The sequence below is a fragment of the Streptomyces sp. NPDC054783 genome, from assembly GCF_053611725.1.
Genome location: NZ_JBSHAY010000030.1, coordinates 60286 through 74148, shown reverse-complemented (window position 1 = coordinate 74148; position 13863 = coordinate 60286). Strand labels below are relative to the sequence as shown.

Genomic DNA, 13863 nt, shown 5'->3' with positions numbered 1-13863 from the left:
GGCGTCACCCGTCTTCCCGCTCTCCCCCCATGCTCTGCGGCAGCAGGGCCGCCGCCTTGGCACGGGCCAGCGACAGGGCCCTGCCCAGTTCGTCCGTCCGCTGTCCGGCGGCGCTCGATCGGGCTCCCCGGCCTGCCGGGCTGCCCCCGATGGCGGCCGCGGCCTCCCGCAGAACGTCCTGGGCGTCCACGCCCCTTGCGCACAGCCGGTGCCCCACCGCACAGACCAGCAGCGCTCGGCCCTCGTACGGGGTGCACAGGACGACGAGGCCGATGCCGCAGGAGAGCTGCCCGGCCGCGGCCGAGGCCAGTTCCCGCAGCTTGCGTCCGGTCGTGTTGTCGACCCGGGCCGCGACCAGGAGACCGCCCGGAACGGTTTGGGCCCTGTCGACAAGGGCGCGAGTGGTCGAGGCCAACTCGGCACGCCGCAGTGACTCCACTTCTTCCCGGGCCTCGGCCAGCAGTGCCAGCCGGGAGCGCAACACGGCCGGCGCGTCCTCGGGTCGTGTTCCCAGCAGGCGCGACACTTCGCGCAGCAGGCGGCGTTCGCGAAGCGTGCGATGCGGCGTGGGCGGGCTCGCGTCCGTGTAGAGAGAAGCCCGGACGGATGCCCGGACGGGGGTCCGGACGGGGGTCCGGTGGTGGGGTATGACGGTCCGGGTGCGGCGGTCAGCCACGGACGGCCTCCTGGGAGCCGTCCGCACGGTCCGGGGCGGCTTCTTCTCCGGTGCTGACGGCGCGGGCCGCCGGGGCCGCACGCGTCAGGAGGTCCGTCGTGGCCAGGAGGACCAGCGCCGCCGTCGCGCACAGCACGCAGAGACCGGTGACGAGCGCGGTTCCCGCGCCAGCGGAGACCAGGGCGCCCGCCGCCAGCGGTCCGGCCACGAAGCCCGCAGAGGTGGCGGTGCCGTAGGCGGCATTGCAGCGCCCGCGCAGTGCGGGTCTGGCCAGGGAGTTCACCAGGGAGGGCATTCCCGCGGCATACAGCGTCTCGGCACCGGCGAAGAGCACCATGCCACCGATGAGCATCGCCATTTGGCAGCCCGGGGCCGTCGCCGTCGCGGCGAGGACGAGGAGCCAGCTCGCCGACCAGGCCGCGGCGGACAGCGCGACGTTGTGCGTGTGCTTCTGCCGCTTGATCAGTTCGTGCAGGACCAGTTGCCAGCAGATGACCGCCCCGGTGTTCACGGCGAACAGCACGGCGATCCCGGACGGCCCCACGTGGGTGCTCGTCAGCAGGAAGGCGGGGAAGCCCGCCTCGAGCTGTCCGTACGAGGAGAAGTACAGCGCCAGCCCGAGACCGAGGACCAGCAGGAAGGGACCGCTGGTGAAGACCTGACGGTAGCTGTGCGACCCGGCGGAGTCCCGCCGGGTGCCTGCCTCGGTCGGCGTGCCGGTGCCGAGGTCGCGCAGGGCGAACACGGCCAGGGCGATCCCGAGGTAGCTGAGGGCGTTGACTGCGTACAGCAGCCGGAACGACAGCGGGTGCGCGATGCTCGCGACCGTGCCGCCGACGAGACCGCCCAGCCCCAGCGCGGCGTTCGTGAGGGTGAAGTTGGAGCCGAAGACCACCGGGTGGGACTCGGCCGGCACCGAGGCGGCGAGCAGGGTGTTCCAGGCCGAGGAACCGCCCAGGCCAAGGCCCCAGACTGCGGCGGACAGCAGGATGTGCCAGGTCTCGCCGGCCAGGGCGTATCCGGTCACGCCCACCGCGCTGAGGAGCATGTGCGCCGCCGCCGTACGTCGGGCGCCGATGCGGTCGGTGAGGCGCCCGGCGTTGAGACCACCGATGATGACGGCAGTCGCCGTCACCGACACGGCGTGCATGGCGGTGTCGAGGCCCAGGCCGTTGACCTGGTGGACGTAGACGGCGAGGAACGGCAGGACCAGGCCCGAGCCGGTGTTGTTGAGGGCACCGAGCAGCAGCAGGGTCCGGGCCGTGCGGGGCAGTGCGCGCAGATCCTTCAACAGGGACACGTCTGTTCCTTCTCCGTGTGGCAGGCACTCGAGGGCCTGGTCCGGCCGGTCATGACGTCCCGAACAGGTAGGGCAGGGCGTTCCCGGCGAGCAGGGCGTGCGGATCGGTGCCGCTGAGGTCGAGCGAGCCGAGGATCCGGCGCAGGGCCGGCACGGTGTCCGTACCGAGGACGCGCCCGTCATCCGCGTGCTGGAGGTGCCACGGCGTGTCGAAGGAGAGCATCAGTCTCGGTCCGCATGCGTCGATGAGCCGGGCGAGCCGAGCGTCGGAGTGGAGGGGGCCGGGGTCTCCGACGGTCTGCTCGCACACCGCTTCCCACGGCCCGAGGTCGGCGTACACCTCGGGGGTGTTCAGGATCCGGGGCAGCGCGGGGTTGTTGAAGGCGAGGTGGGCCAGGCTGATCCGGGCACCGGCCGCGACCGCGGCGGGGACGGCGGCCTCGGCGATCTCGGCCAGGTCGCCGAGCCGGCCCTCGGCGGAGCAGTGCATCACGGTCGGCACGCCGAGTTCCGCGGCGAGGGCGAGATACCCGCGCTCCACGTAGGCGGACACGGGGCTTTCGGCCGCCGGCGGGTGCCACTTGAGAGCGAACACCTCCCCGCGGCGGTCGGCGTAGTCGGATGCGAAGTCCGCCGCGTCACGGAACGGATCGGCCATCAGGGCGGGCATGGGCAGTCCGCTTGAGGGCGGATGGCCGGCACGGAACCGGGCGCAGGCGTCGAGCAGTTCCCGGTTGCGGGCGCGGATGATCCGGCTGCACGTCGCCGGGTCGACCGGCGTGCCCGCAGGCTTGAACCTGCGGTAGTAGGGCATCGGGAGGACCAGCGCGCCCACGGCGACGGGCGGTTCGGGAAGAAGGCCCCTGCCGAGCACACGCAGCCACGCCATCAGGTCGGGCACGGTCTGACGGTAGATGTGCTGGGCGTCGTCGCGGTGGTGGACGAGTTCGACGCCGGCGTGCTCGTGCGCGCTGATCAGCGCAGGTCGCACGGCCAGGTACGCCCGGGTCGTCTCGCGTGGCGAGCGGTGCGGTGCGGACGTCCCGGCGACGGCGGCCTCGTCGGTGAACCGTGGCATGTTCTCTACTCCTGCGGGGCTTGCGGGACGGCCGTGCACAGGGGCCGGCCGGCTGGGCGAGGCTCACCGCAGGAGGTGGTTCGGCCCGGGGGCCTGCCCCGGCCACGATCGGGGTCCGGGGTCCGCCGAGTGCGGCAGGGGCTTGGGTGCCCGGGCCGGGCCGCACGGGTCACGGCGTGACGCTGACACCGTTCAGGCGCGGTGCGAGCTGGAGCTCACGGATGTCCTTGTGGTTCAGCACCCACATCAGCCAGCGCTCGATGCCCAGGCCGAAGCCCGAGGTGTGCTGCGGGTACGCGTCCTTCATCCGCAGGTACCAGGAGTAGGCCTCCTCGGGCACCTCGTGGTGGGCCAGAGCCTTGCGGGCCTGCTCGCCGTCGACGTGGCGCTCGCCGCAGCCGACGGTCTCGCCGATCCCGAAGAGCAGGTCGCCGTTGAGGGCCGTGCGGTCCTTGTCGTCGCCGTATGCCTGGTAGAAGGGAACCGACAGGTGGTCGTAGTGAGTGATCCAGAGGATCGGGCCGATCTCCTCCATCAGCCGGCGCTCACCGTGCCGGGTGAGGGTGCGCCAGCCCTCGTGGTGCTCGACGGCGTTCGGGTCGTCACCCAGGTGGGCGACGGCCTCGTCGAAGGTCATGCGGGGGAAGGACTCCAGCCCGGCCATGCGCTCCAGGTGCTCGGTGGTACCCGCGATGGCCCGTACGTCGTCGGCGTGCCGGTCCAGGACGGCCTGCGCCAGTCGGCGCATGTACGCGTTGACGGTGTCGATGCACGCGTCGAGGCCACCGGGAAGCTCGGCCTCGCTGTGGAAGAACTGGTTGAGGTGTGACTCGTCGCAGTCCTCGCCGCGGAAGCTCGGCATCAGGTACCAGCTGCCCTGCGGGCTGAGCCGGCAGCCGTACTCCAGCATGAACTGCATCGAGTCGGCGAGGAAGGTGCGCTGGCCGAACAGGTCGATCTCGACCGGGAGCGAGTCGCTGCCCAGGCCCATCGGACTGGAGATGCTGTTGGTCGTGATCGGCAGATGGACGGACCTGACGCCCCGCTCCCTCCAGAAGAGGGCGGTCTCGAGGGTGACGAGGTCCTGCAGGTCCACCAGTGTGCGGTACAGCGGCTGGTCGATGATCTCGAGAAAGCGGTCCTGCGAAGGACGCCATCCGCCGTGTGTGTAGGTGGGCGTGGTCAAGGTGGTTCTCCTTGGGATGGGTGGCCGAACGGCCAGGGTCAGACGGTGTGGATCCAGTTCCGGGTGTCGGTTCGCTCTCCGTACTGGATGGCGGCCAGCTCCTCGCGGAGCCGGGTGGTGAGCACGCCAGGACGGCCGTCGCCCAGGACGTAGCGGCCCTCGGCCGTCGTCACGCTGCCGATGGGCACCACGGAGGCGGCGGTGCCGCAGGCGAAGGCCTCGGCGAGAGGGGTGTCACCCGTTGTCAACTCGGTGACGGCGACCGGTCGTTGTTCGGTCCGCACACCGAGGTCGGCGGCGATCTCGATGAGGGTGTCCCTGGTGTTTCCGGCCAGGATGGTTCCCGACAGGGGCGGGGTCACCAGGAGCGGCGCGCCCGAGGTTTCCCGGGTGACGCCGAAGAAGTTCATGGCGCCGAGTTCCTCCACGAAGCGGTGTTCGCGGGCGTCGAGCCACAGGACCTCATGACAGCCCCGGGCGAGGGCAAGGGACTTGGCGGCCAGGCCTGCGGCGTAGTTGCCGGCGCACTTGGCCGCGCCGGTCCCTCCGGGAGCCGCGCGGATCTGGTCGGACGGGCACCAGACGTCGATGGTCTCGGAGCCGTCCGCGAAGAAGTGGTCGACCGGTGAGGCGATCACCGCGAACAGGTATTCCCGTGCCGGTCGGACACCCAGGTTCGGCTCCACCGCGATCATGAAGGGCCTGAGGTAGAGGCTCTGCCCGGGGCCCGTGGGCACTTCCAACGCGTCGGCGCGCACCAGTCGCGCACAGGCTTCGACGAACATCTCGACGGGCAGGGCGGGCATGGCGAGCCGCTCGGCACTGCGGTTGAGGCGCACGGCGCCGGCGTGCGGCCGGAACAGCGCGAGCGAGCCGTCCGCGTGAGGGTACGCCTTCAGTCCTTCGAAGATCGCCTGTCCGTAGTGCAGGGCCATGGCCGCAGGCGACAGTGCGAGCGGCCGGTGCGGGACCACCTGGAGCGCCGACCAGTCGTCGCCCGCCGTCCACCGCGACACCACCATGCTGGCGGTGAACCGGGTCCCGAAACCGAGCCCCGCAGGCGCCTCGGAGACGTTGCCGACCGTGCTCACGAAGTCGGCGCCGTCGCGTACGCGGGAAGCAGCGCGGCCTCCAGTTCGGCGGCGCGTTGGCGGAACTCCTCCTCGCTCCCGGCGCTGATGACGAGCATCAGACACCACACCGAGGGGTGCAGTTCCTCGATGTCGAAGCCGACCGCACGGGACCGAATGGTGTCCAGGACGTAGGGGAAGGCCGCGATCTGCTCGTCGGAGGGTTCCCGGGTGATGACGCCGGCGGCGGCGGGGGCCAGATTGATCCAGCCGACGTACGGATACTCGGGAGCCTTCAGTTCCAGCGGTTGCCGGTCCGTCTGCACGACGGTGTCGATCCACAGTTCGCGCAGGTCGGCGCCGTAGGGCTTGAAGCTCTCGGGGATGGCGCCGCCGGCGAACCGGGTCGCCATCTCGGAGAACCAGAGTCGGCCGTCGGCGCGGCGGAAGATCTCCAGGTGGGTGATGTCGTCGGTGATGCCGAACGCGGCGTTGACGCGGGCGTGCAGCTCCTCGACCTCGGCGTAGAGCTCGCTCTCGCGGTCGCGCGGCAGGAGGATCGAGCCGTTCTCCCGGCCCGGCGTGCTCACCAGCATGCGCGGCTTCAGATAGCGGCTGACGCCCAGGACCTGCGCGACGCCGTTGTCCCAGACGGCGTCGACGTGGTACTCGTCGCCGTCGATCGGCTCCTCGGCGATCAGGAAGTGCGTGACGCCGGTGTCCTCGGTGCCGCTCGCGGCGGTGCGCAGTACGGCGGTGAGCTCCTCGGCGCTGTGCACCGCGGAGGTGGCCACGGAGCCCAGGCCGGCGGCGGGCTTGACGACGACGGGGAAGCCGAGCCGTTCCTCGACGCGACGTACGGAACCGTCGATGTCGGTGGTGGCAAGCGACTCGAAGCGGGCGCAGGCGATGCCGGCTCGTGCCGCACGCTCCTTCATGGCCCGCTTGTCACGCATGAGCACGGACTTCTCGATCGAGGGCTGTTCGAGACCGAGCAGGCCGGCGATGTAGGCGGCGCTGAACTGGCTGAACTCCGACAGGCTGAGGACCCGGTCGATCTTCACGCCGGTGGCACGGAGTTCGACGGCGAGCTGTGCGACCTCGTTGAGTGCGTCATAGCTGGTGATCACGTAGTGGCGGTCCGCCCGAGCCAGCAGCTCCGGGTCGATGGTCCGGTGGGTCGCCTCCCACGCGTCGAAGACCAGCGTCAGGCGGGCACCGCGGTCCAGCAGCGCCTCCAGGGTGACCGCATTCCAGGAGTACACCAAGAGATTGGTTTCGCTCATACCTCGCTGTCCTATCTTTCCGGCCTTGCTGTTCGGCCTCTTTGCCTCGAATCATTGGCCCCGTGCGGCAAGTACGCGGCGCGGGAGGGAAGTCAGTCCCAGTTGAGGCTCGACGAGGCGCGCAGCAGAAAATTCATGGTGGACCCCCTGGGCGGTTATTCATGCGTCGCCGAGGAGGAAACGGATGACCGAATCCCCCTCGCCGGAACGTTATGCGCAGGTTGCCGCGGCACCAAGGAATCTGCCTGGCAGGTTGCTGTATGGCATGCTCCGGCCCGGCGGGGCGGCCAGTAGCGCGTGGAATGTGAGCTGACTCACCGACAGTGGCGGTTGCCCGTACGGCATTTGGATATCTAAGGTCGTCGTCGTTTTCTCGAAATCGACTTCGCCGCGCACCGGGCCCGAAACAAAGGGCACCCGATGGTTTCGCGCACAGAAAAGGATCCAGGGCAAAGGAAGGGCTCGCTCGTGAAAGCTGAAGAATCGCCGCCGTCCTCGGCACCCGCCCCGACACTGCCGCCCGCTCTGGTGTCCGGTGACGTGATCGCCGTCATCGCCCCCGCCTCGGATGCGGCCGGCCGCTATCCCGAGCGTCTGGAGCGCGGGCTGCAGGCGTTGCGGGACGCGGGCCTGCGCCCCCGGCTCGCCACGAACGCCCGCGCGACCGGCCGGTGGACGGCGGGAGGGGTCGGCGAGCGGATCGCGGATCTGCACGAGGCGTTCAAGGACGACGAGGTCCGCGCGGTGCTGTGCGCCATCGGCGGCAACCTCAGCGCGCAACTGCTCCCCGAACTCGACTACGGGCTCATCGGCGCGAACCCCAAGGTGTTCTGCGGCTACTCGGACGTCACCACGCTCCACACGGCGATCCGCGCCGAGACCGGTCTGGTCACCTTCTACGGGCCCTCGGTCATGGCGGAATGGGCCGAGTACCCGTCCCCCCTGAGGGAGACGGCGGAACACTTCCTGAAGGTGACCGGCTCGCCCCGGCCGGCCGGGCCGGTGCCCAGGCCGGAGCGCATCATCACGGAGGGAGCGGACTGGAGCGCCCCCGGAAGGGCCCGGCGCGCCGCCCCCGCACCGACGCCCGAGGTGCTGCGCCCCGGGCGGGTCGTGGGAACCCTGGCGGGTGGCTGCCTGCCGGTGCTGCAGCGCCTGGTCGGCACGCCGTGGCAGCCCGACTTCACCGACTGCATCGTGCTGCTGGAGACACCCCAGCTGCCGTACTCCATGATCAATGCCGCCGAGGATCTCCTGTCGATGAACCTCGCCGGAATGTTCGACGGGGCGCGTGGCATCGTGTTCGGCTGGCCCTTCCGCGAGAGCCAGATCGAGGACCTGGGCCATGCGATCGCCCAGACGCTGCACGGGCACGACTTCCCCGTCGTCATCGGCTTTCCCTGTGGCCACACCAACCCTATGGTGACCCTGCCCATGGGTGTGCGGGCCGTACTGGACGACGCGACGCTCTGCCTCGACGGCGCGGCGGTCGCGCCCCGTTCCTCGGGCGGTGCCCGATGGTGAGCCGCCCGCCGCAACCGGAAGCCGTTCATGCTCCGCGCCCGTACCCGGTTTCGCCGGGGAACCCCGCGCCGGAAACGATCCTGCACGAGCCGACCGTCGCGGGCGCCAGGGCCGACCGCCCGGCGGTCGATGCCGTCGCCGAGGCCGCGGTCGCCGTAGTGGAGGCGTTCCGCAGTACGTGCCTCGCGGCCGGTTACGCGGAGCGGGAGCGGCGGCCGGTGGTGTCCCGCCATGATCCGTCCGTGCGCTACACCAACTCCACCATCAGCGTGCTGAAACCGATGCTCTCCGGTGGTGTGCGCGAGCGCGCCTTCCTGGTCCAACCCGCGCTGCGGTTACGCAACCTCGAGCACATCCGGCGGACCGGGGAGATGTCCCCCTTCGGCTGCTCCTTCATGTCGTTCGGCGCGCTGGGGCCCTCCGGGGACGCGCCGGGACTCACCGCGCTCGCCCGGGAACTGCTCATCGACAGGCTCGGTTTCCCGGCACACGACGTGCAGCTGCGTGTGCTGGCCGACGACCGGGACCTGAGGGAGTGCGGTGTCGCGGCCGGTCTCGATGTGGTGCCCACCGTTCACAACCCCGGGGTGTTCCGGCACGTCTTCGGCCTGCCGGGCGTCACCGGCCGCAACGCCAATCTGGCCTTGCGGGGCGTTGGAGGATGGGCCGATGTCGCCAACGTCATCGTGATCGAGGAGGCCGGTCGTGCGATCGGCGTGGAACTCGCCTTCGGCGTGAACATGGTTCTGATGCAGGCCGGGGGCATTACCCACCCCGTTCTCGCCGGCCCGGCCGCGGCCGCCGTGACGCACGGCGTGACCGATCTGATGGCCCTGGACGCGTTGTCCTCGGCCACGGTCCTCGCCATGGAGTCCGTACGCCCGGTCGCCCGCGGGCGCGGTCAGAACTACCGAGCCCTGCTGAGACTGCTCGGCGAGCGGACCACCGGTTCCGCAGACGCGTGGAAGCCGGCCGCATTCGCGGTCGCGGCGGCCGAGGAGCAGCTGCGGCGGCATGCGAGTCCGCCGGCCGACGACGTCGACGAGCTGCCCTCGCAGCAGGCCGCGCTGAAGCTGGCGGCGGACTGGGAAAGGGTTTGCTGAGGGCCGGAATCCGGCCGTGCGGGGCCCGGGATCCGGCCAACACACCACTTTTCCCGCGCAATTGGGCCCTGTGAGATCATGAATATTCCTGAGGGCCTCGGTCCAGGCGGCGGCGTCCGGACAGTGCCCACACACCACCCTGCCGAACCGACCCGGGAAACAGGCGATTCGTTTTGAAGAACGGCCAGACGGCGCTGACCATGCAGGATGCCATCCTCACCCTGCAGAAGTACTGGAGCGACAACGGTTGCATGATCACGCAGCCGTTGAACACGGAGGTGGGCGCCGGTACTGCCAACCCGTCCACGGCCTTGCGGGTGATCGGTCCCGAGCCCTGGAGCGTCGCCTACGTGGAGCCGAGCGTGCGGCCGGACGACTCGCGCTACGGGGAGAATCCCAACCGGCTGCAGACCCACACGCAGTTCCAGGTGATCCTCAAGCCTGACCCGGGCAACCCGCAGGAGCTGTACCTGGGCAGTCTCGAGGCGCTCGGCATCGACTTGGGCGCGCACGACGTGCGGTTCGTGGAGGACAACTGGGCCTCCCCCGCGCTCGGGGCCTGGGGGCTGGGCTGGGAGGTCTGGCTGGACGGCATGGAGATCACCCAGTTCACCTACTTCCAGCAGGTCGGCGGTATCACGCTGGCTCCCGTGTCGGTCGAGATCACCTACGGCCTCGAACGCATTCTGATGAACCTTCAGGGCGTGTCCCACTTCAAGGACATCGCCTATGCACCGGGCATCACCTACGGCGAGGTGTTCGGGCAGAACGAGTACGAGATGAGCCGCTACTACCTCGACGACGCCGACGTCGAAACGAACCGGGGGCTCTTCGAGGCGTACGCGGCCGAGGCGCGGCGCATGCTGGACCTCGAGCTGCCGGTTCCGGCCTACACCTATGTGCTCAAGTGCAGCCACACCTTCAATGTGCTGGACGCGCGGGGCGCGATCAGCACCACTGAGCGCGCCAAGGCATTCTCTCTGATGCGGCGTCTGACGCACGATTCGGCCAAGCTGTGGGCGCAGCGCCGCACCGCCCTGGAGCACCCGCTCGGGGTGACGCCGGCGCCGGACCCGGTCACGCGGGACCCGTTGCCCGCCGTGTCCGGCACCGGGACGCTGCTGTTCGAGATCGGCGTGGAGGAACTGCCCTACGCCGACGTCCCCGCGACCACGGACGCGGTGCGCGAGTCGATCACGACCAGGCTTGCCGCCACCCGGTTGGGGCACGGCCCGATCACCGTGCGGGCCACACCACGCCGTGTCGTGGTCACGGTCGAGGGCGTGGAACCGCGGGAGCCGGACACCGCCAGGACGGTGCGCGGTCCCAAGGTCGCCGCCGCCTACCGGGACGGCAATGCCACCCCCGCCCTGCTGGGCTTCGCCCGCAGCCAGGGCGTCGAACCTACGGCCCTGCACACCGTCGAGGTCGGCGGTGTCGACTACGTCGCGCTCACCCGCGACGAGCCGGGCCGCACGGCGGCCGAGGTGATCAGTGAACTGCTGGCCGAGGTCGTGTCCGGGCTGCGGTCCACCCGGAACATGCGGTGGAACGACCCGGCCCTGTCGTTCTCCCGCCCCGTGCGCTGGCTGCTCGCCCTGCTCGGCAACACCCCCCTGCCCGTCGCCGTCTCCGCGCTCGCCTCCGGCACCACCACGCGCGTTCACCGCACCGCCCCCGAGCCGGTCGTCCAGGTGAAGTCGGCCGACGGCTACGCCGACTTCCTCCGGCTGCACGGCGTCCTCCTGGACCGCGAGGCCCGGCGGGATGCTGTGGTGCGCGGTGCCCGCGAGGCCGCGGCCGAGGCCGGCGGACACATCGACGTGGCCGGTGAGGCGGCGCTGATCGACGAGATCACCGACATCCTGGAGTATCCGCACCCCGTCCGTGGTTCCTTCGACGAGCGCTACCTCGAACTGCCCGCGAGCGTCCTGACCACCGTGATGCGCAAGCACCAGCGCTATCTTCCGGTGCTCGACGGCAACGGCACCCTCACGTCGAGCTTCGTCACGTTCGCCAACGGCACGTGTGTCGAGGACGTGGTGCGGGCGGGCAACGAGGCGGTGCTGCGGGCCCGTTACGAGGACGCCGCCTTCTTCTGGCGTGCCGACCTGAAGGTGGCCCCCGAGGAGTTCCGCCGCCGGCTGGACAAGCTGACCTTCGAGGACCGGCTCGGTACGGTCGCCGACCGCGCCGACCGCATCGCCGCCCTCTCCCTCGGGCTGGCCGAACGCGCCGGGCTCACGCAGGACGCGGTCGCCACCGTGCGCCGCGCCAGTGAGCTGGCGAAGTTCGACCTGGCGTCGCAGATGGTGGTCGAGTTCTCCGGCCTGGCCGGGGTGATGGCCGAGGAGTACGCACGCCGTGCCGGCGAGTCCGCGGACGTTGCGCGGGCCCTGGCCGAGATGGAGCTGCCGCGCTCGGCCGGCGGCGCCCTGCCCACCACCGACGCCGGCGCCGTGCTGTCGCTCGCCGACCGGTTCGACCTGGTGACGGGCATGTTCGTGATCGGCGCGGTGCCGACCGGAAGCTCCGATCCGTACGGTGTGCGCAGGGCCGCCATCGGCCTGCTCAACGTCCTGCGGAGCATGCCCGCGCTGGCCGACGTCCGGGTGGGCGACGGGCTGCGCGCGGCCGCCGAACGCTATGCCGCCCAGGGCGTCGAGGCGCCCGCCGAACGGCTCGCGGACGCCGCGGAACTGATCACCCGTCGCTACGAGCAGCAGCTCCTGGACGCGGGACACGAACACCGCCTCGTCCAGGCCGTTCTGGCCTGGGCGGACCGTCCCGCCCACGGCGACCGCACTCTGGCCACCGTGGAGCGCCATGTCGGTGGTGAGGCGTTCGACGCCCTGACTGCCGCGTTCCAGCGGGTGCTGCGCATCCTTCCCGGAGACTCCGTGGAGGGCGCCGCCCGCCCGGTGGACCGGTCCCTGCTGACCGCACCGGCCGAGCTGCGTCTCGCCGAGAGCACCGAGGCCGTCCGTCGGGCCCTGCACGGCCGTGAGGACGACCTCGCCGCGCTGATCGAGGTTTCCGCCCCATTGGTCGCCGCGATCAACGTCTTCTTCGACGAGGTTCTGGTGATGGACCCGGAGCCTGCGGTCCGCGAGGCCCGGTTGGCCCTGCTGGACGAGGTGGCACGACTGGCGCGCACGACGCTGGACTGGATCGCTCTGTAGCCGGGCCTCGACGGCCGTCCCCCGGCGGAGCGCCGGGGGCCCTTGCCGGGCCGAGGGCCCGGGAAGCGATGAGTACCCGGATCTTCAGTCGCTTCAGTCGCTGCCCGGCACCAGACCCGGAACGCAGTCGGCCCACGAACATCTTGCGGAAACAGCCCTTCCGGTCGCAGAACCGTCGGCGGGGCCGTGGGCGGACCGGTCGCTGTGGAGCTCTTGTCCGGGTGGCGTGCGCGGCGGGCTACGCTGCCGGCGGTTCCGGGGCGGCGAGTTGGCTGTCGGACAGGGTCGTGGGTTGCGGCTGTGACGTTCCCAGGGGCCCCTTGCGTGGCTGTCGTAGGAGCGGACCGCCAGGCGTGGTCACCCCGGATCCTCACGCAGGCAGCCACGTCGGCCCGCGGCTGCCGGACGCCTTCACCCTGCTCGACCGCCTCGGCCGAAGCCTCACTCCGGGGTGGCCATGATGGAGGGGAAGAGGAGGTCGCTGACCTCGGCCCAGCGGCGGGGCAGGTCGGCGCGTCGGTTGAGGACGTCGCAGATGTGCTGCGTACCGAACAACGCGGACACGAGCGCGTGCGCGGCGGCCTCGGGGTCGACGCCCTCGCGGAGCTGACCGGCGCCGCGGGCCTTGGCCAGCAGGGTGGAGACGGTGGAGATCCACTCGACGTAAGGCTCGGGCAGTGTGGCGTCGGCCAGGGACCGCTCGGCCTGGAGCCTGGCTCCCGCCTTGACGACGTCGTCGTTGAAGAAGTTGTTGGCCGCCTCGCTCAGCAGCGCCTGGACGGTCTCCATGGGCTGCAGGCCCGCGGCGTGCGCCTCTTCCGCCAGTTCGCGCCATCGGTCGTACAACTCGCGCACGACCTCGGCGGCGATGTCCTCCTTGTCGCGGAAGTGGAAGTACAGCGCGCCCTTGGTCATGCCCACTTGTTCGGCGATGCCGGCGATGGAGGTGTGCGGGAATCCCCGCTCGGCGAACAGCTCGGCTGCCGCGGCGAGTACCTGGGCCCGGGTCTGTGCGGCCCGCGCCTGCTTGGGTGCGGGCCGGGAAGCCTGGTGGCGCGTGGCCGTTCGTGTGCTCCTCGGAGTGTGGGCGTTGCTCACGGGAACCATCCGATCTGTGTGGTTCATCGACCTGCATACCTTCTCCCACGTATGCAGGTGGGCATTCAAAATACCTCCCTTCCGGTATGTATTTGAACCCCCGACGGGCCCCTTCGCGGCCACTCGCGAGCGACCGTTTCCGAATGGAGAAACGCTACGTTGCTTTTCCAATTTCCAGGGAGCGGCTTCTTTGCTCAAGAGGCACCATCAATGCAGGTAGACACGCAACGATCAGCGCAATGTCCTCGCACTTAACGCAACGACGGAAACAGTCGATCGTTGCAATTGATTGAAAGCGAACGCTATGGTGGAGGCGAACAGGGATCAACGAGCAGCGCCATGGAGCACCCGTGGGGCAGG

The 13863-nt window shown here is 70.4% G+C and carries 10 protein-coding genes; 3 read left to right on the top strand and 7 right to left on the bottom strand.

The genetic code is table 11. The features are described from left to right. Positions 1 to 4: 4 nt before the first annotated feature. The 6 genes from ACWGJ5_RS36335 to ACWGJ5_RS36310 all read right to left on the bottom strand — a co-directional run bounded on the left by ACWGJ5_RS36335 (position 5) and on the right by ACWGJ5_RS36310 (position 6596). Complete coding sequence (locus ACWGJ5_RS36335; protein WP_453313892.1) at positions 5 to 676, bottom strand: hypothetical protein; 672 nt, start codon at positions 674 to 676, stop codon at positions 5 to 7. Then, positions 669 to 1976, bottom strand: coding sequence for an MFS transporter (locus ACWGJ5_RS36330; protein ID WP_453313891.1), 1308 nt, complete (start codon positions 1974 to 1976; stop codon positions 669 to 671). Before ACWGJ5_RS36330 ends, ACWGJ5_RS36335 begins: the two co-directional genes overlap by 8 nt. A 49-nt stretch (positions 1977 to 2025) precedes the next feature. Continuing rightward, positions 2026 to 3054: a hypothetical protein gene (locus ACWGJ5_RS36325; protein WP_453313890.1), complete on the bottom strand. Its 1029-nt coding sequence runs from the start codon at positions 3052 to 3054 to the stop codon at positions 2026 to 2028. A gap of 169 nt (positions 3055 to 3223) precedes the next feature. Then, a complete protein-coding gene (locus ACWGJ5_RS36320; RefSeq protein WP_453313889.1) occupies positions 3224 to 4240 on the bottom strand; it encodes an amino acid--tRNA ligase-related protein in 1017 nt (338 codons plus the stop codon). Between the two features lie 38 nt (positions 4241 to 4278). Further along, entirely contained in the window at positions 4279 to 5331 is a 1053-nt protein-coding gene (locus tag ACWGJ5_RS36315; RefSeq protein ID WP_453313888.1) for a branched-chain amino acid aminotransferase, read from the bottom strand. Continuing rightward, positions 5328 to 6596 (bottom strand): ATP-grasp domain-containing protein, encoded by a 1269-nt coding sequence (locus tag ACWGJ5_RS36310; protein ID WP_453313887.1) that lies wholly within the window; start codon positions 6594 to 6596, stop codon positions 5328 to 5330. Before ACWGJ5_RS36310 ends, ACWGJ5_RS36315 begins: the two co-directional genes overlap by 4 nt. Positions 6597 to 7064: 468 nt before the next feature. On the opposite strand from ACWGJ5_RS36310, the gene ACWGJ5_RS36305 reads away from it, so the two are divergent. From ACWGJ5_RS36305 to ACWGJ5_RS36295, 3 genes are all read left to right on the top strand, one after another. Continuing rightward, positions 7065 to 8120, top strand: a complete 1056-nt coding sequence (locus ACWGJ5_RS36305; RefSeq protein ID WP_453313886.1) for a S66 peptidase family protein — start codon at positions 7065 to 7067, stop codon at positions 8118 to 8120. Continuing rightward, complete coding sequence (locus ACWGJ5_RS36300) at positions 8114 to 9223, top strand: hypothetical protein (protein ID WP_453313885.1); 1110 nt, start codon at positions 8114 to 8116, stop codon at positions 9221 to 9223. The genes ACWGJ5_RS36305 and ACWGJ5_RS36300 overlap by 7 nt, the downstream gene beginning before the upstream one ends. A 200-nt stretch (positions 9224 to 9423) precedes the next feature. Beyond that, the gene (locus ACWGJ5_RS36295; RefSeq protein WP_453313884.1) at positions 9424 to 12405 is read left to right on the top strand and encodes a glycine--tRNA ligase; all 2982 of its coding nucleotides are present in this window, start codon (positions 9424 to 9426) and stop codon (positions 12403 to 12405) included. Between the two features lie 441 nt (positions 12406 to 12846). On the opposite strand, the gene ACWGJ5_RS36290 is transcribed toward ACWGJ5_RS36295, so the two are convergent. Next, positions 12847 to 13503: a ScbR family autoregulator-binding transcription factor gene (locus tag ACWGJ5_RS36290; protein WP_453313883.1), complete on the bottom strand. Its 657-nt coding sequence runs from the start codon at positions 13501 to 13503 to the stop codon at positions 12847 to 12849. Positions 13504 to 13863 lie beyond the last annotated feature (360 nt).